18 protein-coding genes are annotated in these 23,020 nt (G+C 38.8%); 12 read left to right on the forward strand and 6 right to left on the reverse strand.

What is annotated here, in order from left to right:
- Positions 1 to 2 precede the first annotated feature (2 nt).
- From ACJVDH_RS19575 to ACJVDH_RS19585, 3 genes are all read right to left on the reverse strand, one after another.
- Positions 3 to 1,667: a DGQHR domain-containing protein gene (locus tag ACJVDH_RS19575; RefSeq protein ID WP_443945090.1), complete on the reverse strand. Its 1,665-nt coding sequence runs from the start codon at positions 1,665 to 1,667 to the stop codon at positions 3 to 5.
- A gap of 126 nt (positions 1,668 to 1,793) precedes the next feature.
- Positions 1,794 to 3,083: a DNA-methyltransferase gene (locus ACJVDH_RS19580; RefSeq protein ID WP_443945091.1), complete on the reverse strand. Its 1,290-nt coding sequence runs from the start codon at positions 3,081 to 3,083 to the stop codon at positions 1,794 to 1,796.
- A gap of 304 nt (positions 3,084 to 3,387) precedes the next feature.
- Positions 3,388 to 3,918 carry a hypothetical protein gene (locus tag ACJVDH_RS19585; RefSeq protein ID WP_443945092.1) on the reverse strand — a complete coding sequence of 177 codons (531 nt, stop codon included), beginning with the start codon at positions 3,916 to 3,918 and terminating at the stop codon, positions 3,388 to 3,390.
- A gap of 821 nt (positions 3,919 to 4,739) precedes the next feature.
- On the opposite strand from ACJVDH_RS19585, the gene ACJVDH_RS19590 reads away from it, so the two are divergent.
- The 3 genes from ACJVDH_RS19590 (at position 4,740) to ACJVDH_RS19600 (ending at position 6,892) form a co-directional block, all read left to right on the forward strand.
- Positions 4,740 to 5,378, forward strand: coding sequence for a DUF6266 family protein (locus tag ACJVDH_RS19590; protein ID WP_443945093.1), 639 nt, complete (start codon positions 4,740 to 4,742; stop codon positions 5,376 to 5,378).
- Between the two features lie 390 nt (positions 5,379 to 5,768).
- Positions 5,769 to 6,392 (forward strand): peptidoglycan-binding protein, encoded by a 624-nt coding sequence (locus ACJVDH_RS19595; protein WP_443945094.1) that lies wholly within the window; start codon positions 5,769 to 5,771, stop codon positions 6,390 to 6,392.
- Positions 6,389 to 6,892: a hypothetical protein gene (locus ACJVDH_RS19600; RefSeq protein ID WP_443945095.1), complete on the forward strand. Its 504-nt coding sequence runs from the start codon at positions 6,389 to 6,391 to the stop codon at positions 6,890 to 6,892. The genes ACJVDH_RS19595 and ACJVDH_RS19600 overlap by 4 nt, the downstream gene beginning before the upstream one ends.
- A 914-nt stretch (positions 6,893 to 7,806) precedes the next feature.
- Here the strand turns inward: ACJVDH_RS19600 and ACJVDH_RS19605 are convergent.
- Positions 7,807 to 8,034, reverse strand: a complete 228-nt coding sequence (locus ACJVDH_RS19605) for a helix-turn-helix domain-containing protein (protein ID WP_443945096.1) — start codon at positions 8,032 to 8,034, stop codon at positions 7,807 to 7,809.
- Positions 8,035 to 8,688: 654 nt separating this feature from the next.
- On the opposite strand from ACJVDH_RS19605, the gene ACJVDH_RS19610 reads away from it, so the two are divergent.
- From ACJVDH_RS19610 to ACJVDH_RS19635, 6 genes are all read left to right on the forward strand, one after another.
- Positions 8,689 to 12,417: a tetratricopeptide repeat protein gene (locus ACJVDH_RS19610; RefSeq protein WP_443945097.1), complete on the forward strand. Its 3,729-nt coding sequence runs from the start codon at positions 8,689 to 8,691 to the stop codon at positions 12,415 to 12,417.
- 148 nt (positions 12,418 to 12,565) lie between these two features.
- A complete protein-coding gene (locus ACJVDH_RS19615) occupies positions 12,566 to 13,594 on the forward strand; it encodes a hypothetical protein (RefSeq protein ID WP_443945098.1) in 1,029 nt (342 codons plus the stop codon).
- 48 nt (positions 13,595 to 13,642) lie between these two features.
- The gene (locus ACJVDH_RS19620; RefSeq protein WP_443945099.1) at positions 13,643 to 13,867 is read left to right on the forward strand and encodes a hypothetical protein; all 225 of its coding nucleotides are present in this window, start codon (positions 13,643 to 13,645) and stop codon (positions 13,865 to 13,867) included.
- 328 nt (positions 13,868 to 14,195) lie between these two features.
- On the forward strand, positions 14,196 to 14,696 hold the full coding sequence (locus ACJVDH_RS19625; RefSeq protein ID WP_443945100.1) for a hypothetical protein: 501 nt from the start codon (positions 14,196 to 14,198) through the stop codon (positions 14,694 to 14,696).
- Entirely contained in the window at positions 14,693 to 16,135 is a 1,443-nt protein-coding gene (locus tag ACJVDH_RS19630; RefSeq protein ID WP_443945101.1) for an ankyrin repeat domain-containing protein, read from the forward strand. The genes ACJVDH_RS19625 and ACJVDH_RS19630 overlap by 4 nt, the downstream gene beginning before the upstream one ends.
- Positions 16,136 to 16,143: 8 nt before the next feature.
- Positions 16,144 to 17,109, forward strand: coding sequence for an ankyrin repeat domain-containing protein (locus ACJVDH_RS19635; protein WP_443945102.1), 966 nt, complete (start codon positions 16,144 to 16,146; stop codon positions 17,107 to 17,109).
- Between the two features lie 181 nt (positions 17,110 to 17,290).
- Here the strand turns inward: ACJVDH_RS19635 and ACJVDH_RS19640 are convergent, their stop codons facing one another.
- Positions 17,291 to 17,821, reverse strand: a complete 531-nt coding sequence (locus ACJVDH_RS19640; protein ID WP_443945103.1) for an OmpA family protein — start codon at positions 17,819 to 17,821, stop codon at positions 17,291 to 17,293.
- Positions 17,822 to 18,102: 281 nt separating this feature from the next.
- Here ACJVDH_RS19640 and ACJVDH_RS19645 point away from each other — a divergent pair, with 281 nt between their 5' ends.
- Positions 18,103 to 19,377: a thioredoxin family protein gene (locus tag ACJVDH_RS19645; protein ID WP_443945104.1), complete on the forward strand. Its 1,275-nt coding sequence runs from the start codon at positions 18,103 to 18,105 to the stop codon at positions 19,375 to 19,377.
- A 46-nt stretch (positions 19,378 to 19,423) separates the two neighbouring features.
- Here the strand turns inward: ACJVDH_RS19645 and ACJVDH_RS19650 are convergent, their stop codons facing one another.
- Positions 19,424 to 20,623 (reverse strand): hypothetical protein, encoded by a 1,200-nt coding sequence (locus ACJVDH_RS19650; protein ID WP_443945105.1) that lies wholly within the window; start codon positions 20,621 to 20,623, stop codon positions 19,424 to 19,426.
- A gap of 390 nt (positions 20,624 to 21,013) precedes the next feature.
- On the opposite strand from ACJVDH_RS19650, the gene ACJVDH_RS19655 reads away from it, so the two are divergent.
- Both ACJVDH_RS19655 and ACJVDH_RS19660 read left to right on the forward strand, forming a co-directional pair.
- Positions 21,014 to 21,229: a hypothetical protein gene (locus ACJVDH_RS19655; protein ID WP_443945106.1), complete on the forward strand. Its 216-nt coding sequence runs from the start codon at positions 21,014 to 21,016 to the stop codon at positions 21,227 to 21,229.
- Positions 21,230 to 21,350: 121 nt separating this feature from the next.
- Positions 21,351 to 23,015, forward strand: coding sequence for an ATP-binding protein (locus ACJVDH_RS19660; protein ID WP_443945107.1), 1,665 nt, complete (start codon positions 21,351 to 21,353; stop codon positions 23,013 to 23,015).
- The last annotated feature ends 5 nt before the right edge of the window (positions 23,016 to 23,020 follow it).

Below are 23,020 nucleotides of genomic sequence, written 5' to 3' on the forward strand. Positions count from 1 at the left end.
TTTTATTTAAAAAATTGATCAAACAGAGCTTGCCCCATCTGTCTATATTGACTTGATTTATAAGATTTGAAATCAAAGCTATCCACTCCAATAATCTTTGACTTATAGTAAGCTACATCACCTGTTTTTCCGTTTTCTATTAGAATTCTTAAAAGATTAATAATTCCATTTATAACTGTCACATTTAACATTGCTGCTGGTTCGTTTTTATCTATTGACCATTTTTCTGGAGATATCAAATCTTTAAAGGCAATTAACAGATTTCGTATTTCATTAACAGCGAAAACTTTATACTCTTGTAGCAATTCAAAATTCTCATTCTTTGTTTTAAGTTCGTGCTTATTTGGGTTTGTCCATAATTTATATGTGCTGTCCGTACCATCTAATTTTAGTAAAGGTCTTAAACCGAAGCTTATTATTGAAGCAGTCTTAATTTTAGTCCGTTCATACCAATATTGTGTAAATAGAGTACCTAATGGCCCTCCCATATTAAGTTTATTGATTACGTATTTTGAAATTGATATCGTTGAAAATGGGTTTAACAGTGATTCAATTTCTTGCTTAACATTGACATCAGCTCCAGCTTGTTTTGCATTAATTTCCAAGAATAATTTTGCCTCAAATTTTAAACGTTTATCTTCAATCTCATTTTTCGGATATAAGATACCAGTAACTAAAAGATTTTGTTTACCTCTAAGTTTGGCAATAGATTTCTCATATGTATCGTCTCCTTCATGGTAGGCATAAGACCTATGTTGTCCATCTATAATTCCTATTATATTACTTACACTATCAATAGATATTTTAGTAGGTTGAATTTTAGTTTCTTCGGAGTTCTTAATATTTCCGTCGTCATCAAACTGTATTTCGATACCTGCGTCATCGAACAATTTAACTTTTTCTATAGGAATTGTTACAATGATATTATTAATGAATACGCGTTCTTCATCTTGTAAATATTTACGCAAGTCTTTCATTTTTGGAGCCAACAACATCCTTTGATAAAGTCCTACATTGTTTGAGTTGCGCCAACCATCTTTGCGAAGAACAAATGCTCGCTTCAATAAGGATTCAGCATCAATATAAAAGGTAACAATTTTGTATCCATCCTGAAAAGAAGAGTGTTCCTCGGGGAGTATATGTCCTTGAAAATCATCAGCACTACCTGTTGCCGTTTTTAGGATCACCGCACCTACTTTTGAAAAGGGGATTTCTAAAAAATCAAAGAACTCGTATTTAGCAGTTCTCTTAATTATCTTAGCAATACTTTCAAAATACTTCACTATAGGGAAGTCAAAATATGTTACTTTCTCAACTAATTCTTTATGCTCAGTGGGTATTTGATATTTTGAGGCGTAAATTATTTTTACTTGAAGCTGTTTAAGGCTATACTTATCAGCTTCAGAGGCTTTAAATGATTTTTGAAATGCTTTAAAAGAGTCATGCGTCAGTAGAAATTTCATAAAAGCTGCAGTATCTGCATTTATGAGATCATAAATGATTTTTTTTCCTGTGAGATGTACAGAAACTTTCCTTTCAACAGTATACTCCGTTATGACGATTATGTTCTCTTGAAAGAATATGTCATCAAGTTCGGATGTTCTACCATCATAAACGAACTGGGTATCATCAATGCCAGGAGCTCTCTTGAACCCCATGTTTTCCATCAAAACCCTTATTTCCCTTTGTTGTTGACTTTGTTCTCTTGTAATAGGTTTACCCTTCGGAAGACTTTTTTTAGTTGAAGACTTTTTTTTTTTAATCTTGAGAGCGGTTTTTTAGCCATAAATTAATTACTCATAATCTTTTTCATTTAAACATACAGAAATTTCACTTAAAATAGTTTCGGTTTTTGCTAAAGTTGAAAGTTCTGTTGAATTAATTACTTTTTTGTAAGTATGACTTATTTTTTTTGTGTACACGTAAATCTTTCTACTTGGAAGAACTTCACGTGTATATTTTTCGATTGATGTAAAAATATCAACTTTAGCTTCAATGCCATATTTGGACAGAGGGGCTATTGAACACAATTCTTCTGCGAGCTTTTTAACGATATCTACGCTGTCAATTTGAGTTATTAATATAGAGTATTCTACTACAATCAAGGAATGTGCTTTTGAGGGCTTAATGCTAATTGGTTTTACATAAAGAAATTCAATATTGGGGAATGTATCTTGGATTTTTTGGAATAAAAGCCTTCCTAATTTAAGAGCTCGGAGGTCTAAAATTATAGATTCGAAATCATTAATAGGTATTAAATTCTTCTCTTCAAGTATATATTCTCCCCTTTTAACTTCTCCAGTTTCTTTCAGGTAATTCTTAAACATTTTGATGTACTCTGGATTTAACTCCGTTCCAATGTACTTCCGCATCATGTTATCAGCTTTGGAAAGAACAGCACCTGTTCCAGAAAACGGGTCGAAAACAACATCTCCTTCATTTGTTGTTAATTTAAGAATCTGCGCAATCATTTCTTCAGGCAATGGGCAGAAATGCTTTATGTATCCTTTTCCCCATGAACCTTGAGTTGGGATTTCAAAATTCCAAATTGCATCAGGTGTCTTACCTTTCGGATTATATCGCTCAGGATATTTAACCCACCATTTTTTTAAAGCTGAAAAATCTCTTACTTTATCTATAAAAAATTTGTAATTTTTTGACTTAGAGAACATCAATACATATTCAAAAGAACTTCTCATCTGACCATGATGTGCCCAAGGAACTGTCCTATCCTTTCCCCATATGATTATCTCTTGAAGTTTCCAGCCGATGCCTTTAATTTTTTCTGCGAAGTCAAAAGGTAAGGGTACGACTGCGCCATTTTTTCTAAAAGCATCAATGATTACCCAAAGTGTACCATCTTCTTTAGTGCAGTTGTAGACTTTTGAAAAGACAGTAAATAAATCATTTAAGTACTCTTCATAGTTTTGTCCAAAGCCAATCTGTTCTTTATACCCATAGTCCTTCATATCGAAATATGGCGGTGAAGTTACAGTAACATCAAGTAAGTTTTCTGGAATTATTGAATCGATATTTCTAGCATCAATTTTATGAATTTTGTATATATCGACGTTTTTTGGCATATAATTAAAATCTGCAAATTAAGGCTTTTTATTTTCAAAAATAGAAAATTTTATAGAAGCTAATCATTATATAGTTAGTGCGATATAAATCAATATCGAGTAAGGTTCTCGATTCCTCTTAGGGCTACATAAATGTTGTAAGAAAAGTATCAAACTACATAAAAGAGTGCGATAGGTCAAGTTTTGGGGCTAAAACTTATATAAATTATCGTAAAAAGTCGGTTTATGGAATGAACAATTTATAAACCTGCTCAAAAACAAATATTAGGCCCAAAGAATTATGATTAGCTTTTTTTGTCAATGTTTAACTTCTCTTTTCCACAAAGCCCAATACATAATACACATTGCCTCTAGCCGTATTTTCTAAAGCGATCCCAACCGATATTTCCTTTTTACCGATAATCCAGATGTATGTCTTAACGAATTTTCCATCCGACATCATTGTTTGTTCCGGATAGCCCATGTCATGTTGGGGCAATCCGTAGGTTTTAGCAAAATGATCTTTGAGTAAATCCATTCGATCAAAAAGTGTTTGGTCAAATGCTGTATTATTAATGGTCGCACTATCAATCAAATTGATCATATTCAATTCCTGTACGATATTGTAATTGCCGGTAAGAATATAGCTGTTCCCATCCAGTTTGATCAGGGAATCGGGATATAAACCATTGAACTGTTTTTCCGATATGCCAAATTTTGCTTTACCTATGGCGATACCTTCAGTTTCTCTGATTAAACTCTCCGTTAATACAACATCTGGCTTATTCTGTTTACATGAAAAAAAAAACAGGATAACGACAAAGAAAACCGAGAAAAAAGAGAACGTTTTTTGCATTGATCAGTGTAGAAGTATTTTGTTAAAAAGCATATACATTTAAGAAATGTAAATAAAAAAAGTACCTATAAATAGAAAGCAGCATGTCGGCGATTGCATACATCAATTTGATTTGAGGGTTAATTTAAACATCACATCCGTTTTTTGTCTTGACTACAAATAAACTTCAAACGTTTCGAGAATCTAAGTTATAAATCTTTTACAAATTTCATTTACGGTTTTCCGTAAAGCGAAAAAATTTTCTTCATTATGGGGTCAAAACCTAATCATTAAAACCACCAGGGCTGGCAATTGGCAAATAAAAAACCCAGATAACTGAAGGATTCAAAGCGGTGGTTTAAACCAAAAAAATAAAAATTTAGGCTCGTAAAAGTGATTCCTTGGAGTGTATTTCAGTTGTTTTAAAATCCTCCCATTTTAATTATTATAAGTACCCTTTCGTATATTATATATACGTACCCTTACGCCTTCTATCTCCATTAGGTCTTCAGCATTTAAGATCAACATCTTCCCCCCCACCTCCTTTACACCAGATTAACCCCTGCATTACCCCTTGTTTACCTATTGGTTACCTCGGGGGTAATAAATAGGTAATGAAAAGGTTAACAACAGGTAAACAACTAGTCATTTTTGCAGCAAGCAAGGTACACCCGCCACTTCACTGAAGGTTCAAAAGCGCTCAATACAGTCCAAAACAGCTCAATACAGTCCAGAATTAAATAGAGAAAGGAAAGCCCTGTAATTTGGATCAAGGATTTAAACATACCGGTATAGAAAAGATCCGCTTAAACAATGATCACCTTTTAAAAAGACAAAAAATTATGGGAACGTATTCAAACGGCGCAAATGGCGCCTTCACAGGAAAAGTTGGAAGCATGATTGGCAGCAGCTGGCGCGGCATCACCTATCTGAAAGGCTTACCTAGAAAAAGCACGAAACCGGCAACAGAAGCACAATTGGCACAAAGAGCAAAATTTGCAATGGTACCGGTTTACCTGAGGCCAATTAAAGACATTCTGAACCTGGGTTTTGGGGATAAACAGCTCACCAAATTAACGGCCTACAATGCCGCAGCAAGGCTTTTTTTAACTGAAGCCATTATTGGAACCTATCCCGACTTTAGTGTTGATTTCAGTAAAATGACGCTGAGTAAAGGTGCACAATCCACTTTCCACAACCTGTCTATGGTTTTGCAGGGATCGGATCTGGGCTTGAGCTGGGAAAACCTCACCAACAGTTACAATTCCTTTGCCGACGATAAGCTGGTTGTCGTGATTTTTAATGAAACGAAGCAGATGTATTCCATTTATGAAAATGTACAGCGTGCCGATTTAAGCTCTGCCATAACATTGGGAAGCGGATTTGCGGCAGATGTACTGCATGGCTGGGCATTTTCGACCAACCGCGATTCGAGTTCGGTAAGCAACAGCCAGTACCTGGGCAGTATAATTGTCCCTTAATTCTATCTGTATTCACCTAAAAGCCGACTGCCGGCGGGCGACCAGCAGAAGTTCTGTAGCCGCCTACTGGCGTCGGTTTTTTTAAAACCTTAAAACCATGAAAACCTTCATACATTCAAGGAGAGCACTTCCGTTTGGAAAAGACATGCTTAAAACCGCAGCGTTCTGCACAGCACTTTGTTTGCTGTGGCACTATTTACCTGGCCTGATCCGGTACATGCAACCCACCGCCGGACTGCTTGATGCCGGCATCTTTCAACTGCTTTTTCTGGCAGCCTTAACTTTTATGATCATCTGCGTCTTGGTTTGGTGGTTACTCCTTACCTTCTGGACCTCCATGCAACTCGCCCCATTACAAACACTGGTTTCACATTTTAACTCCTGTACACCATGGCAACAATTCGGATTCTACTGGGCATCTTATGCCTTATTGCTTCTGGCAGCAATCTTGTGTTTAAGCGCAATTGTATAAATGGCCAATGGCCTGCAGACCTGGCGAACATTACTGCCCTGAACCGGGAATACAGGCCGCCCCAAATCATCAATTTATCAAAATCTGGAGATGCAGCAACCAGATTGCTGAATATTGCTGCGAAGGAGATTGGCGTACGGGAAAAGACCGGAAATAATGATGGTATAGCAGTAGAGCAATACCTGCGCTATGTTAAACTTGGAAAGGGATATGCCTGGTGCGCAGCATTTATCAGTTGGATTTTTGGGCAGGCGGGTTATGCTGAACCCCGCACCGCATGGTCTCCGGCTTTATTTCCAAACAGCCGTTTAAGCAAAACCGTTAGCACGGGACAGGTGTATGGCATTTATTTTTCCAGCTACGGGCGTATTGCCCATTGCGGATTGGTAGAAAAAAAAGATGGCGACTACATTATTGGTATTGAGGGAAACACCAGTGTAAGCGGCAGCAGGGAAGGAGACGGTGTATATAGAAAGCGGAGGCACATTAAAACCATTAAGTCTTTTGCAAGCTGGCTGCCGGGAAAGGAGACTGAACCATGAGCAACAACAAAATAAAGCTGTTCTGCTTTGGCTTACTCATTTGTTTCGGTTGTGCATCTATTAAGAAGCAGCGCAGTAGCCAGGCCACAGACAGTACTGTTTATTCTGCACAACAAACATCTAAGCTCAATACCGTAATTTACGAACAGGCTGATGAGCAATTGGACCTGGGCACGCTGAGTAATGCGACCATAATTATACCCACGGGCGCATTTACCTATTCTGCCACGCAGGGTTTTACAGGCTCGGCGACTGGCGTATATGTATTGAACCGGGAAGAAAAAAACCTGTCTGTAAAAACTTCAGCACGCCACAGCAGTGAAACAGCGCTGAACAATGCATCCACCACAAGCAGCAGCTCAAGTCGTACGCAGAGCAGCACATTAACCGAAAAAACCGGGACGTGGAGCTTGTGGTGGTTATTGATTTTACCATTGCTTGCGCTGGTCATTTTGGCGTTAAAATTTAAGCCCGTTTTATCCTGGCTACAAAGATTCTGACGCAGGCGCAATTGCATGTACACAGGAAGAGGACTAAAAACAACCCACTGACTATTGATTGGGCGAGTGTCAGTGGGTTTTTGTGTCTGATTTTCATGGACATTGTCCACCACGCAATGACGCTCGGATTGCCAGAACTATACTCCATCCAGTACCTGTTATCTTACAATTACCCCGTGTAAATGTCCTATGAATTTAAGTTTAATGGATCGATTGAAGCATACATTTGCAACCTGCATGCATGATTTTATGTAAACACCGGCATTGCGTGAAGCCATCCAGCATCAGAAGTGCTTAATGTAGATTTCTCCGCCTGAAACAGGCGTTCGAAATGACGCGTGGACGAGAAATGAAGCAATCGCTAACTGTATTCGTCGTTGCGAGGCACGAAGCAATCCTACAAATTAGGTTAGGAAAAATTGAACAAACGCTTTAAGATTGCTCCCTCGTAACTCCTCGCAATGACGATTTGCGAACCCGTCATCGCTAACCCCCAAACGCCTTACGCCTCACGCCACCCATGCCCGTCATTGCGAACCGAGGCAATCCTACAAATTAGGTTGGGAAAAATTGAACAAACGCTCTAAAGATACTTTTAACAAAAAAGATTGCTTCGTCGTGCCTCCTCACAATGACGATTTAAGAACCCGTCATCGCTAACCCCCGAACGCCTCACGCCTCACGCCACCCATGCCCGTCATTGCGAACCGAAGCAATCCTACAAATTAGGTTGGGAAAAATTGAACAAACGCTCTAAAGATACTTTTAACAAAAAAGATTGCTTCGTCGTACCTCCTCGCAATGACGATTTAAGAACCCGTCATCGCTAACCGCCAAACGCTTTACGCTTTACGCTTTATGCAACCATCCCGAACGGAGCGCAGCAAAGGGAGAGGCCTCCTCCGCATTCAACCTCACACATCAACCAACTCACTGAGTTTAATCTCTAAAATATCTGCAAGTTGTTTAAGAATACTAATGGAGGTATTGGATTCGGCACGTTCAATACGGCCAATCTGCCGGATATCAATGCCGCTGATCTCTTGCAATTTCTCCTGGGTCATGTTTTTCGACTCACGGATTTTCACCAATCGTTTACCGATGGCGATTAAAAATTCCTGATCCCGATATTGTTTTCCCACCCGTGCAAATTCAAAATTAAAATTTTCAAATATTAGGACGCATTTGTCTTGTTTTAAGATTTATTTCAGTATCTTCGCTTCAGTAACGGTTAATAAAACAGCCGTTTGATCTGAAATCGCATGATTTCAGTTGGTTAAGACAACGATTAAAATGCAATCGCAACGCCTATACACTCATCGATCCCGCTATGAGTTGCGAAAAATCCCATTTAGATATTGCTGAAAGGCTGAAGATCCCCGTGTAGAGAGCGGCGCTGGCCCTGTTTCCTCATATACACAAGCGTATTTGTGAGAGCCGTGGATGCGGAAGCACATATTGAAGACGTTGAGGAACAGGGCTTTGCTTTATCCTGAAAACAAAAAGAACGGACAGACTGGTTTTCACTGGATAAAAGCCGGAACAAGGGATGAGTAATTTCCATTTTGCGAAGATAACATGCTTTTTATGGTCTCAAAATTTAGAGCATACAAGAAGCACACCCTTAAACACACTTGCCACAACACCACGAAAACGGCACCGAATGTGGCAAATCATCTGCTTATACTTCACAACAAATTCAAGGTCTTTAATCGCCTGTTGCACTTGCCTGTCTTCAATTACAAATTCCAAAAAACATGTTTCGCGTATTCTGAATAATTCTTTATTATTGGCGCATGAAAAATTACGTTGTCTCCCTGCTTTTTATTCTGCTTGCGCAGGGTGTAAAAGCGCAAACTGAAATAAATCAGGCCTGGGAAAGTTTCTTTAAAAATGATAGGAAAAGCGCCCGGAATCTGTTCACTTCACTAACTCAAAAACCAGAAACAGCTAAACCAGCAAATCTTTCGCTCAGCTTAATGGCAGAACTGGATCAATCTGGCGAGCAAAGTTTCGATTACTTTAAGAAATTTTATGACCAGAGTGATCATCCTGAACCTTACATCCTTTCGTTATGGTCTAGTTATCCTTTAGTCACAACTTATGGCGCTACAAGCCCTAAACACCTGGAATTTTACAATAGCCTGCTGAAGAAAAAACTGGATGGCACCATATACGCCATGGCAAATTCGCGTATTGGCAGTTATTATGAAGGCAAGAAAAAATACGATCTGGCAGATAAAGCCTATCAGCAGATTGGCAGTATAGACAATTGGGCCATTACGGGAGAGTTTGAAAACATATCGACCAGTGGATTTGATAAAACTTATGGTGTATTGCAGAAACCTCAGGCAGATGCCGTGTTTACGGGCAAGCGCAATTTAACTTTTGGATGGCGCAAGGTTCCTTTTCAGAAACACAATAAGTGGTTTGATTTTACGTACTACAGCAACTATGAAAATGCACTGGTTTTTGCACAAAATTTTGTTCAGTCGCCGGCAGATTTGTCTGCACAACTGCGCATTGGCGTTTCGGGCTCTGTTAAGGTTTGGGTAAACGATCGCTTGATCATCAGCGAAGCAGAAGAACGCAATAATGACCTGGACAACTACATCAGCAACATTAAACTAAAACAGGGTTATAACCGCATATTGGTTCAAATTGGCGAAAGCTATGCCGGCAGATCTAATTTCCTGATGCGCATTACCGACGATACCGGAAAACCAATCAGCGGACTTACCTCCACTGCAGATGCACAGCCTTACACAAAAGACAACGCTAACGAACTGAGTTTGGTAAAACTGCCTGCAATCACTTTCTTTGAGCAACAGATTGCCAAACAACCCAACGATTACCTGAATAAAATTTTACTGGCTAAATTTTATCTGCGCAACGATAATGCCTTTGAAGCGCGCCGTGTTTTAGAGCCGCTAAAAGAAAAATTCCCGGAAAGTACCTATCTGAACCTTCTGTATATACAATTGTATAACCTGGAAGACAACCGTACAGGAGGAGAAACTTTACAGGAAGCAATTAAAACAGCAGATCCGGAATCTCCTTTTGCTTTAAGTTTAATTTATAACGATTTGGTTGCGCAGCAGGATTACAATGGTGCAGATGCAATTATTGCCAAACTTGAAGCAATTTACGGCGAACATGAAAACGTTTTTGCCAAGAAAATACAGATTGCAGGCAAGCGCAACAATCAGGAAGAAATTGTTAAACTGGTAGAAGCAGCTTATGCTAAATACCCGGAAACGGGCAACCTGGTTTGGTTAAAATATTTGTGCGAAAAGGAAATCCGCAAGAACAACAATGCCATCAGTTATCTGAAAAAATATGTAGATGAACACGACAATTACGAATTTTCAAAATATCTGGCGAAAGCTTATTTCGATAAAGGCAATAAATCTGAAGGATTGAATGTATTCCAAAAGGAAATTGATAACGACCCTGTTGCGGTAGGCATTTATATTGAACTGGGAAATGAATATTACAGTCTTCAGCAATATGACAAGGCCGAAAAATTGTATCAGCAAGCTTTATCAATCGCACCGAACAGCAGCAGCTATTACCAATCTTTAGGAAAGATTTATGAAATGCGTAAGCAGCCAGAAAAATCTATTGCAAATTACCAGCGCAGCTTACAATTAAATCCGAACAATTATACGGCGGTACAGTGGATGCGCAGTGCTGAAGGTAAAAAAGATGTTTTTGAATATTTTGAGCAACCAGACCTTAAATCTTTACTGGCAAAGGCGCCGAAAGCAGCAGATTACCCGGATGACCATACCGTAATTCTGGATGAAGAGGTACAGAAAGTGGTATATGAAAATGGTGGCTCTGAAGAGAAACACTTTTACATCAGCAAGGTGCTTACTTCTAAAGGATTGGAGCAACTTAAAGAATACAATATTCCATATTACAACTCACAGGATCTGAATGTAGAAGTAGCCGAAGTGCTTAAAGCCAATGGCAGCAAAACCCCTGCAGAACAAAACGGAAGTCAGATTATTTTCACCAATCTGGAAGTGGGCGATGTAATTAACCTGCGTTACAAAATTCAGAATTACAACCAGGGCAGTATGGCCAGCCATTTCTGGGATTCGTTTTACTTTACACACGGCGTAAGTTATCAAAATACACGTTTCTCTCTATTGGTACACCGCAATAAGAAATTCGAGTATACTTTTTCTCAGAAAGCGATTGAGCCTACTAAAACCGCTAAAGATGAATTTGATTTGTATGTATGGAATGCAGAAAAGCAGGATGCATTAATTTACGAAGATAAAATGCCGCCAATGGATGATGTGACCAATATTCTTTACCTGTCATCTATTCCCGACTGGAAATTTGTGGCCAATTGGTATAGCGACATTGCAACGGCTAAAGCAAGAAGCAGCTACGAAATTAAAAGCGTAATTAACGATTTATTTAAAGGCAAAGAAAAACTGGATGAACTGAGTAAAATCAAAATGATTTACCGCTATATCACCCAGAATATTTCTTACAGCTCGGTATCCTTCAGGCAAAGTGGTATTATTCCTCAAAATCCCGCAACAGTAATCAATACGCGTATCGGCGATTGCAAAGATGTTTCTACCTTGTTCATCACCATGTGTAAAGAAGCCGGAATAAAAGCAGAACTGGCATTGGTAAAAACCCGCGATAACGGACAACGCACCATGATGTTGCCCAATATTGATTTTAACCATTGCATTGCTAAAGCCATTACAAACGGTAAAGAATATTTTGTAGAATTAACGTCTAACACATTGCCTTTTGCAACGTTTTACAATGGTTCTTTACAAGAACAGATTTTGGAAATTAACAGCAACACCAATGCAATTAGCACATTAAACCCGCAGCAAAGACCTAAAAACGTAGCCAACTACCATGCAAGTTTAAGTTTTAAAGGGAATGATATGATGATTACGGAAAACAGCACCACAACGGGAGCGATAAACAGTGCACTGCGTGATGCATATAATGATTTATCGCCTAAAGATCAGATTAAAAAGTTCAAACAGGACATGGCCGCTGAGTTTCCGGAGAATGATGTATTTGTGCTGAAGTTTATAGATTTAGATCCAAAAACAGCTGTTTCTGATACCTTAAAAGCACATACAGAATATGCATTAATGAAAATGAGTAAACCGGTTGCAGGCATGAGCATTTTTTCATTACCCTGGAGTTTATCTGTTACGGCTTCTCAACTTCAGTTTTTGCAACCCCGCAAATTTGGAATAGATTTAACACAACTGTTTTTAAGCGAACTGTGCAGCCAGGAAATTACAATGGAATTACCTGCGGGAAAAAAACTGGTAGAAGCGCTTAAACCGATCAAAGTATCTAATGAATATCTGGATTATAACCTCAGCAGTAAAATTGTAGGCAACAAGGTTATTTTCAGCCGGCAGTTAACGTTGAAGAAAGATTTTGTTCCGGTAGATAAAACCGAAGAATTTAAAGCCGCTTTTACACAAGTAGTTGATGCAGATGCACAACAACTTGCCATGAAATAAAGCTGAATAGTAAAATTTATAAAGCCCGAAACGGGGAGATTTGTTTAAAAATTCAAAACAGATCTCCCCGTTTTTTTTGCTTTTTTCTCAATCTAAAAAAGCAGGTATACTGAAGAACCGCTATCTTGGAGGAAAAAAACTTACCTGAATGACACTACGCCTTAGTATTCTAATTATTCTGATCTGCCTGAGCAGGATGACTCACGCACAAAAGACTATAGTCGAAACTGTGGATATACACAACTACTGGCAAGCTTTTGATAGTGTCCAAAATAATAAAGATTACAATAAGCAACTTGGCTTTATTAAACATTTGTACATTGACCGCGGAACGCCCGGTCTCAAAGCTTTTATCCAAACCCGCGGTTATACGGACTCTCTTTGGCTCAGCAACATTCTTAAATATCCTAAATTTTGGGCATCTATCCGTTCTACAACCCTAACGATGGAGACGCGTGCAAAAACCTTGGAGTCTTACATTCTGAAATTTAAAGAGCTCTATCCGCAGCTGAAACCTGCAGCAATCTATTTTACCATTGGCGGATTGAATAGCGGAGGCACCACATTGGCCAATCAGGTGTTAATTGGGGCAGAAATGATTTCCGGAAGCGCGGCTACAGATGTTTCGGAATTCGACAATGAATGGCTGAAAGGTGTATTTGCAAAACCTGATTTATCGGGAATTGTTACCCTGAATCTCCATGAATATGTACATACGCAGCAGCGCGGCGATGCCCATAATGTACTGGGCCAATCGCTTAAAGAAGGACTCTGTGATTTCATTACAGAGCTTTGTATAGAGAAACCTTTGGAAACAGCTTACCTGAACTTTGGCCGCAAACATGCAGATTCTATTAGAAAGGCTTTCACCAATGATATGTTCAGTACAGGATTTAGCCGATGGTTATATAATGGTTTTAACCAACGCACGCAGGCAGATCTGGGTTATTATGTAGGTTACGAGATTTCTAAAGCATATTACCAAAACGCGAAAAATAAAGGCCAGGCTATATGTGAGCTGATTGAAGTAAATTACTCAGATGAAGCGGCTGTAGAACAACTGCTCCAGAAATCAGGTTACATTACCGAGGCCTACAATCGCGGGGCATTACTCAAAAACTACCAGAAACAACAACCATTCGTGACGGAACTTTCGCCTTTTAAAAATGATACGTAGGATGTAGATCCTGGAATTACCGCACTAAGAATTACTTTCTCCAAACCCATGGCGAAAAATATTTCCATTAACCGCTCTAAAATTGATGCAGCTCATTTTCCGGCGACAAAAATTATCGGTTTTGAGAACAACAACCAGACATTGGTTTTGGCAGTTTCCCTAAAACCCAATTGTACTTATGATTTTGCGATCACCGACAGATCCAGTCAATCTAGTGATGGATATGCATTCAGAGAAACTGAGTATGAAATCCGCTTCAAGACTAAACCATAAGCCAGTTATTTATTTTTAAAAAAAAATAAAAACCTTAAAACATTTTCTGGCAAGACCTGTTTATAGTATAGTTTGTTTGGTTTAGTTTTATCGGTGGATGCTTATAAAACATTCTATATAGCCTCATAGAAATATGGGGCTTTCTCATTTTTTATCTTTTTGTAAATCTGCCCGATAGCGGATTCTTCCGCCTTGCGCGCCAACAAAACGGGTTTATTTTCGTTTTCTTTTTCAGGTGATCCTTTTTCGGCTAGACTTTTGTTATTAATCAAACGACAAAAATCAGGGCAAAACATCCCCATTTATCTGCTCACAGAAACCCTAAAATATGTTACTTGGTGCTACAAAAAACACAATAGAACACAAACCAGACGAAGAATTCATTGTACAACTCATGCTTCAATCCAGATTTGCAGAAGCGTATTTACTGTTGAAACAATCGCCTCAAAACCATTCAGCAACGGCATTTAACCTTGCCATTTGTGTATTCCATTCAAAAAACTACGAGCAAGCGATTCTCCATTTAGAGCAAGCCCGGCAAAATATCCCTCAAAGCCTAAATCCAAAACCATTGCCAGATCATATTGCACAAAATCTTATTGACCTTCAGAAAGAAACCGAAGATTACCTTCAACCGCTGAGTCAGAAATATGCTTCTGCTTTCAGCGAAATCTTCCGCGATCACATTATCCGCTTACAAACAGATTGCTGGCTTTTACGGCAAAACTGGCAAAAAACTGTAGAAACGGCAAAACCCATCGAACATAAAAATTACCGCAATGTTATAAACGCCTTGCGTATTGCAATACCTAAATTATCATCACTATGAATGAATTTAATCAAATCAGAGATGCGTATCAGAAAAACTTGTTTGCAACCGCAGGTACTGAAACAGACATCTTGAGTTTGTACCGCGCGCTACCGGATACAGACGTAACCGGCGATGCCGAAGAAGACCTTTACCATTTGGCGGCGAGATTTGCCGATGCAGATGCGGTGAATTTTCTACAGGAAAAAGGAATAAAACCGCGAAGCGATAAATATGGAAATACGGCATTACATGCATTAACCAATACCCGTTTTGATTTTGGTTCAGCAAATGTTGAACAACAATCTGCAGCAATATATGCAACCGCCCAGGCATTGCTGAATGCCGGCGTTAATGGAAAAAAGAAAAACGACTCTGGCAAACTGGCTTATTATGAAGCCGGACTAAAATACATGTATTCTTTTATAGAAGCCATGGGCGATGCGGGCGTTAAAATGGATGCCACAGCAGAAGAAGGTAAAAATCTTTTGCACTCCATTTGCGATAAGCTGGTACACAGAAAAACATTAGCTGGTGCAGTAGATGCGGCAACCAAAACCGTGGCCGCGCTATTAGAGAAAGGACAAATAGACCCCGAAGATCAGGATATATTCAATAGCACTCCACTTACTTATGCCCAACGAAGCGGTGTTAAGGAAATTGCAGCGCTGCTTTCTGGCGAAGAAAGCGGAAGTGTAACGGTTGGCATGAGCATTCATGAAGCCGTATTAAACCGTGATACCGCAGCAGTAGAAGCTTTAATTGCCTCAGGCACAGATTTAGACGAATTTTCTGATCAATATCGCCGCACGCCATTAATGCTTGCTTGTGAATATCCATCGTTACCCATGGTAGAGTTATTGGTAAAAGGTGGCGCCGATGTAAATTACACCTCAGGAAATGAAGAGACGGCCGTTTTGTTTCTAATCACCAAAGCAGTCAGTAATTTTGGAAGAGGAATGAGCCGCGATTTAAAAGACGTGATCAAGATGCTGCGCAAACTGGTAGATGGTGGATTGAATATCAACGCACCTGCTAATGCAGACAGAGATACGGCGCTTCATTTGGTATGCCAGGCTGGTTATCTGGCCGATTTAAACCTTAACCTTGCAGAAGAAATTATAGAAAGCGGGGCGGATGTAAATACCACAAACCATGACGGACAAACTGCATTAATGGCTTTTTGTGCACAAGGCGATGAGACCAAATTTGCCCTTGCAGAGCTTCTTTTGGATAACGGTGCAGATACAACTTATGTAGATAAACGCGGCAATACCGCATTGATTTATGCTGCGGGTAATGGAAATAAAATGTCCGCAAAGCGAATGGTCGGTTTATTATTGGATCAGGATACCAGTACAATTGAAAAAGCAAATAATGCAGGTCAAACTGCGCTTGATCTTGCCGTACAACGCGACAACGAAGCTGTAGTGAAACAAATTCTCACCTCAACCGAATAAATCATTCTATGGATAATATGTTTTTGAATGCGTGTAAAAATGCGCAAAAAGGAATAGTACAGGCTTTCTTAAAAAAAGGCGGAATTAATGTAGATAAACGCGACGCAATGGGCAACACGCCTTTGTATTATGTGAGCGTTAAGGGTGCAAAAGACCTGGTTAAAATATTGATTGATGCTGGTGCCGATGTTCAGCTGGCGAATAACACGAGCGAAACGCCGCTTCACATTGCCGCACGTGCGGGAAGCAAAGACATCATCACCTTACTTACACAGGCAGGCGCAGATGTAAATGCCGCCAACAATAACGGCCAAACACCATTGTTTTATGCTGTACTTGCCGGAAAGACCGAAACCTCGTTGTTTTTAGTGTCCTTAGGTGCAGATACAGAATCAAAAGACAATATGGGATATACTGTTTTTGATCATGCAACGGCAAATGGCATGCGCGATTTCATTTCTACAATTGCCAGCAACAACGTAGGCAAAAAAGACGATCACGGCAATACGCCACTGCATCAGGCCGTTTACAACAATCAAAGCGAAACGGTATCAGCTTTACTAAAAACAGATGCATCAAATGTTAACGAATTGAATAATGATGGGGTGAGTGCGTTGATTTTGGCGGTAAACAATTCTAACATCAACCTATCTGAAATGCTGATTAAAAATGGAGCAGATGTAAACCTGCATGTATTAAATGGCAATTCGGCTTTACATTATGCTGCTGGCATTGGAAACCTTCATTTAGGTAAATTGCTTTTGCAATCTGGTGCCGAAATTAACTCTCGGAATAGTTTTAGCGAAACACCGCTTTTGGTGGCGGCGCAATGTGGTTTCAATGATTTTACAGCGCTACTAATCGAACAGCATGCAGATATTGCAGCTGTAGACAATAATGGTAAAAGTGCAATGGATTTTGCCAGTGAAAGGGGCTATACAGAAATTCTGGAACAACTGCTGGCGGCTGGGTAAGGTTCGGTTATTGGTTCATTGGTCACTCGTTCATTGGTATAAACCCAAACCTTTGACTTTTGACGAGTTAGTTCATTCGTCATTTGCTCATTAGTTTGAACCCAAACCCCGGACTTTCGGTCTCCAGACTTCCGACTAAACAACAAATGCCACCGAAAAAGGTGGCATTTGTTGTTTTAATTTATCGTTGAAGTTTAATTTCTGTTCTTCTGTTTTTCATTCTTCCGGCTTCTGTATCGTTTGGAGCAATCGGATCTTTCTCGCCATGACCAACAATAGTGAAGTTAGATGCATTTAAACCTGCATTTACAAAGTAAGATTTTACTGCATTTGCACGGTCTTCAGACAATTGCTGATTGTGCTCTGGCGTACCTTCAGCTGAAGAATATCCATTCAATATAAATTTGGTTTCTGGTGCTTTTTTCATTTCGGTAACGGCTTTATCCAGAATAGAGAATGAAGCAGTCTTCAACACATAAGAGTTAAATTCGAACTGAATATTGTCCAGATTAAAATTTGGTTTATCATCTACAACAGTTTCTTCGGCAGGTTTCGGCGCTGGTGCGGGCTTTGGTTCTTCTGCTGGCGGAGGTGTCGGTTTTTCTACTGGAGTTGCAGGTTTAGCTGCCAGTTTTTTGGTTTTGCAAGAATACATAGCCAAAGTGGAGAATCCGATTAATGCTGCAAAAGCTAACTTTTTAGGAATGTTCATTTTAAATTATTTTAGGTTTCAAATTGTGCGCCTAAACTAGCAAACAATTTTTAATTACAGAATATAACGGTTCTTTTTAATAGAACTTGTATAAATGGGGCAAAACATCTGATTATTTAAAACTGCAAAGCATTTAAAAGTTAAAGAAAGGCTGAGGTTTTAATATGCCATTAACGGTTTCAGTGTATTGTGGCGATGTTTGGAATGTTTTGCTGGTTTGCGGATGAAGATCACTATATTTATTTCACTCTTAATATTTAAATTAATCTAGCCTTAACCACATGAAAACACTCTTAAAAACAGTCATTTTATGCTTATCTATCTTATTTGCCAATGCTCAGGACCAGAAAAGCATAAATTTTATTAATAACCTGAGCTGGTCAGATCTTAAACAAAAAGCCAGCGCAGAAGAAAAGTTTATACTCATAGATTTTAGTACCACCTGGTGTGTTCCATGTAAAAAAATGGAGCATGAGGTTTTTACAAAAGAAAATGTATTTGAATTTGCGAATAAAAACTTCACTTCAACTTATTACCAATGCGATACATCTGCAAATGATGCTCCATCTATAAAAAATAGATATAGCCAGGCTAAGGCGCTGGAAAAAGAATTTAACGTTTATTCTTATCCAACTTTTATTATTCTCAATTCTCAGGGACAAGAGGTACATAAAATTGTTGGATATAGAACGGATTCTGAATTTATATCAGAACTAAAAAGGGCAATAGATCCGGCAACACAACACGGACTGTTAACAGCCCAATACGATAAAGGAAATCGCGATCCGGAATTTTTGCTTAAGCTCATCAATTCTACCAAAAATGTATTTGATTTTGTGGCTCTGCCAAAATACGTCAACACGTATCTGACTACACAAGACAACAAACTTAGTGCAGATAATATCAAGCTGGCTATGCTGGGTGCCAAAAGCACTTCAGATTTGTCGTTTGACGTATTGGTTAAGAATGAAGCTGCCGTTGATGAAATTGCGGGTAAAAATAAAACAGCGAATGTAATTGTACCGATTGTCTTTTACGACCTTGCTGTTCCCGAACTTCGGGTTAATGGAAAAGTAAACAGAGATGCCAGTGGCATGATGATTATGTTTGAAGGTGAACTTAATAAAAATATCAACTGGAAAGACTTCGAAACGAAGATGACACATTCATATCCTGCTTTTGCCGATAAAATTATTGCACACAGCAAAGCAAACTATTTTATGTGGGATAAGGATTGGCAGAAACTGGCCAAAGTAGTATCAAGCTCACTTGCTCAGAAACAATTAAGCCAACATCAAGTAACAAGATCAATTGATGCAATATTTTATGAGTGTGCGGATAAAAAGATTTTAAAGACAGCATTATCCTGGACTTCGAACGAACAGCTTAAAGAAGACAGCGATCTTTTCTGGTCAAAATCTAAACTTATGTACAAACTCGGCCAAACATCTGAAGCACTTGCTTTACTAAAATCGAACAGGAAAGCAGACGCCGATAATACCTACCTGGAAAGCATAATTGATAAAATGGAAAAAGGTGTATCTCCATGGGAATAACCTGAATAATTTAAATAATGAAACAGTCATTCCTAAGTGAAGCTTATTATACGGATGACTGTTTTTCTTTTTGATGATAAACAGTCTCCGGTCTAATTGCATTCTCCTTAACTACGTCATCTTTCGCTGCATCTATCCTATTTCGCTTATCATGATTTAATATTTTTTGACATTTAACTTTCCTCCAGTAATATTCCAATAAAATGCCCAAGCCCACAGCGACAAGAAGTGAACAAACTATCCAAATTATTCTGGAAAGCATAAACCGATAAGGAGAAGTATATGTTTTTTGAATATATGAACTTAAAGGCATCAAGCGCTTCGCGGTATCCATCGGGTTTATACCATTACCTGTAAAAAACAATGGCAATTTATCCGCCTTGGCATACCAGACTTTTCCGAGATCTGCATGTGTTAAAGTATCTGGCAAAGTAATTCGTTTAAAACTGTAGAGTGCTTTTAAATTTAAAGGAACAACCGGCGCAGTGCCAACCTTTCTATTGCAATCAATAGGTTCATAATGATTTCCTGTCCAATACATACACTTTTGGTTTGGTTGGGGATCGCTCGGCGTATTGTTGAGATAATTGTAAGAAATAAATGCGATGCGAGCAAAACCCAATAGAATTAGTGAGGCAATTAGAATAGTTGAGATGGAACGGAGTGGCTTTGGACGGATATTCTTATCATCCGTGTTATTTTTTTGATCATTCTTACGAGCTTCATCCTTTGCTTTCGTCGACGCACTAGTGTCAGATATGTTTTTTCCAAATGGTGCATTATCATCTTTATCAAATTCCTTACCATCCTCAGGTATCTCCTTAGTGGTTTCTTCCTGACCTATACCCTCATTTGCCTCTTCCGTTTTTTGCTTTCCGTTTTGCTCACGAAGTATTTTATAGTACTTAAAACTTGGTCTTGGCTGGAAATCAATAAGAAAAGCCAATAACTCAGTATTTTTCTCGTCAGTGGAAGTCGTTATTTCCTTAACATGATTTAAAAGTGGCCGAAATTCACGTTCTCCACTTTGCGAAATAATTCTCTGCAAATTTGGATCTAATGATTGTATATCAAAAAATTCAAATAGAATGTCATGATCCTGATCATTATAACGCTTATTAAACACCTTTAAGGTTTCATCTCTTAAGCGCGCAACAGTAGGAGATTTTAAATCATTTGAAAGTTCTCCATTATCTCTCTTCCGCTTGTAAGTTTCTAATACTAATTCTTGATAATCTTTGAGCATTGACGTTAATTTTTGCAATAAAAATAAGACAGAATTTCAAGAATCCTTTACGGTTTTCCAGAATTTTCCCGGAAGTATATCAGAATTCGCCCAGTATTTCCGGAAGTACCGGAATTCTCTGGATTTAAGCTTTTTATCCTCCCCACCTTTGTTCTGTCGGTCAGCGATAGCGAATTAAAAAAAGAAAACAACACGCTCTTGCTGGCAGATAAAATCGAGAAGAAATCGCGGTAGTATTTAACCGGTTTGGGAAGCAGTTACTTGCTCCCGCGATAGACGCTCAATCACTTCCCAAAAAATTCAGAAGGCCTTCTGACAAAAATCGAGCGAACCCTACACAGAGTGTGTAGGGGGGAACTCAACTTGTCTAATTTCTAATTTTTTGAAATCATGTTCATTCCTCTTTTTATAGCAATTATGTTGGGTCTTGTAAGTCCTTCACAGTCTAATAGTGCATGCTCGCACAACAACAATTCAACCGTTAGTATCAACGGAACCGGTGATGAAGGCGGAGGTGATAATGGAGATAATGGCGGCGGCGGAAGCGAAGGTGTAGGTGGAGATACAGGTGGCGAAAACGGCCACGTTCACCCACCAAAACCATAATTCTTTTAAAGGCGGCCCAATTCAGGCCGCCTTCTTTATGCACAGCAAATTTTAAAATACCGATTTATGAGGAAAATGCGTTCACTATTATTTTATAAATTTACGGCTAAACACTACGCCCTTGACACGCTCAAACTTCTGTATTCTATTTATTTTTATTGCCGGATTGTTTTCTTGTAGAAGGAACAATGAAAACGTTGATCAAAAATCGGACAATATCTTTTATGATCTGGGTCTGGAATTTTCAGATAAAAATGAAACAGATAGCGCATTCAGATATTTCAATATGGCTAAAGACCTGTATCTCCAATCTAAAGACAGCTTAGGTGTAGGTAGAAGTTTAACAGAAATGGCCATCATTGAAACCGACAAAGGAGATCATTTCGGGAGCCAGGAAACACTCCTCGAAGCACTCTCATATTTAACTGACCGAAAAAAAACGAATCGTCCTACACTTAGCGCTACCTATCACACCCTTGGTGTTACGGCTTCAGAATTGCAAAATTATGATGAGGCTATTAAGTTTTACGAACAATCGTTAAATTATACGGGAGATAGCAGTATTATATTAATTACTAAAAACAATATTGCAAATGCCTATCGAAAGAAAGGAAATTTTACAAAGGCATTAAGTATGTATCGTGCTATTTTAAACCAAAAGATAGACCGTAAAGAATTTTCCAGAACCCTCTCAAATTTTGCTTTCACTAAATGGTTGGAACAACCCGATTTTTTGTCCTCGCCATTACTTTTAAAAGCATTACATATTCGACAGGCCAACCGGGATTTATGGGGACAAAACGCGAGCTTTGCTCATTTATCAGATTATTATCAAAGTAAAAACCGCGATTCTTCACTGTTTTTTGCCAACAAAATGTATGAAGTTGCAAAGATACTGAAGAGTCCCGATGATCAGGTTGAAGCTTTGGCGAAGCTGACCAAACTAAGTTCGCCGAAAAATGCCACAAAGTATTTTGAGCGTTATGTAAATCTTTCGGACAGCATTCAGAAAGCCAGAAATGCAGCAAAGAATCAGTTTGCTTTAATCCGTTATGAAAGTGAAAAAAGCAAGGCTCAAAACCTGATCCTGCAAAAAGACAATGCAGCAAAAACCTATCAAATTATTATTCTCGCATTTGCTGCTTTGGCCGCTTTGGTTATTGGAATAATCTGGTACCGGAAACGAAAACAAAGACTGGAACAAGAAGCTCAGGATGCCATTCGTGAAAACCAATTGAATACATCAAAAAAAGTGCACGATGTTGTGGCTAATGGTTTGTACCGGGTAATGATCGAAATTGAAAACGAAGATGAAGTAGATAAAGAAGGTATTTTAGACCGGATTGAGAATCTCTATGAGCAATCACGCGATATTTCTTACGAAAAACCAAGAACGAGCAAACGTAGTTTCAATGAAAGTTTGGATCAATTGCTGCGTACTTTCGCTTCAGATGACACCAGAATTTTACTGGTGGGCAATAATGCGGCACTTTGGCAAAATGTACCCGAAAAAACCAAAACAGAATTAGAGCACATCCTTCAGGAATTGATGGTGAACATGAAAAAACACAGTTATGCAAGTGATGTGGTACTGAAATTTGAACGCAATGACCAGCAGATAAAAATATCATACACTGACAATGGTGTTGGCTTTGATGACGCGCAATCATTCAATAATGGTTTAACCAATACGGGAAACCGTATAAATACGATCTCTGGCAATATTACCTTTGATACTAAAGCAGAAAAGGGACTAAAGATTAAAATCACTTTTCCGGTTTCTTAATCAAA

The sequence above is a fragment of the Pedobacter terrestris genome (genome assembly GCF_052343045.1).
GTDB lineage: Bacteria > Bacteroidota > Bacteroidia > Sphingobacteriales > Sphingobacteriaceae > Pedobacter.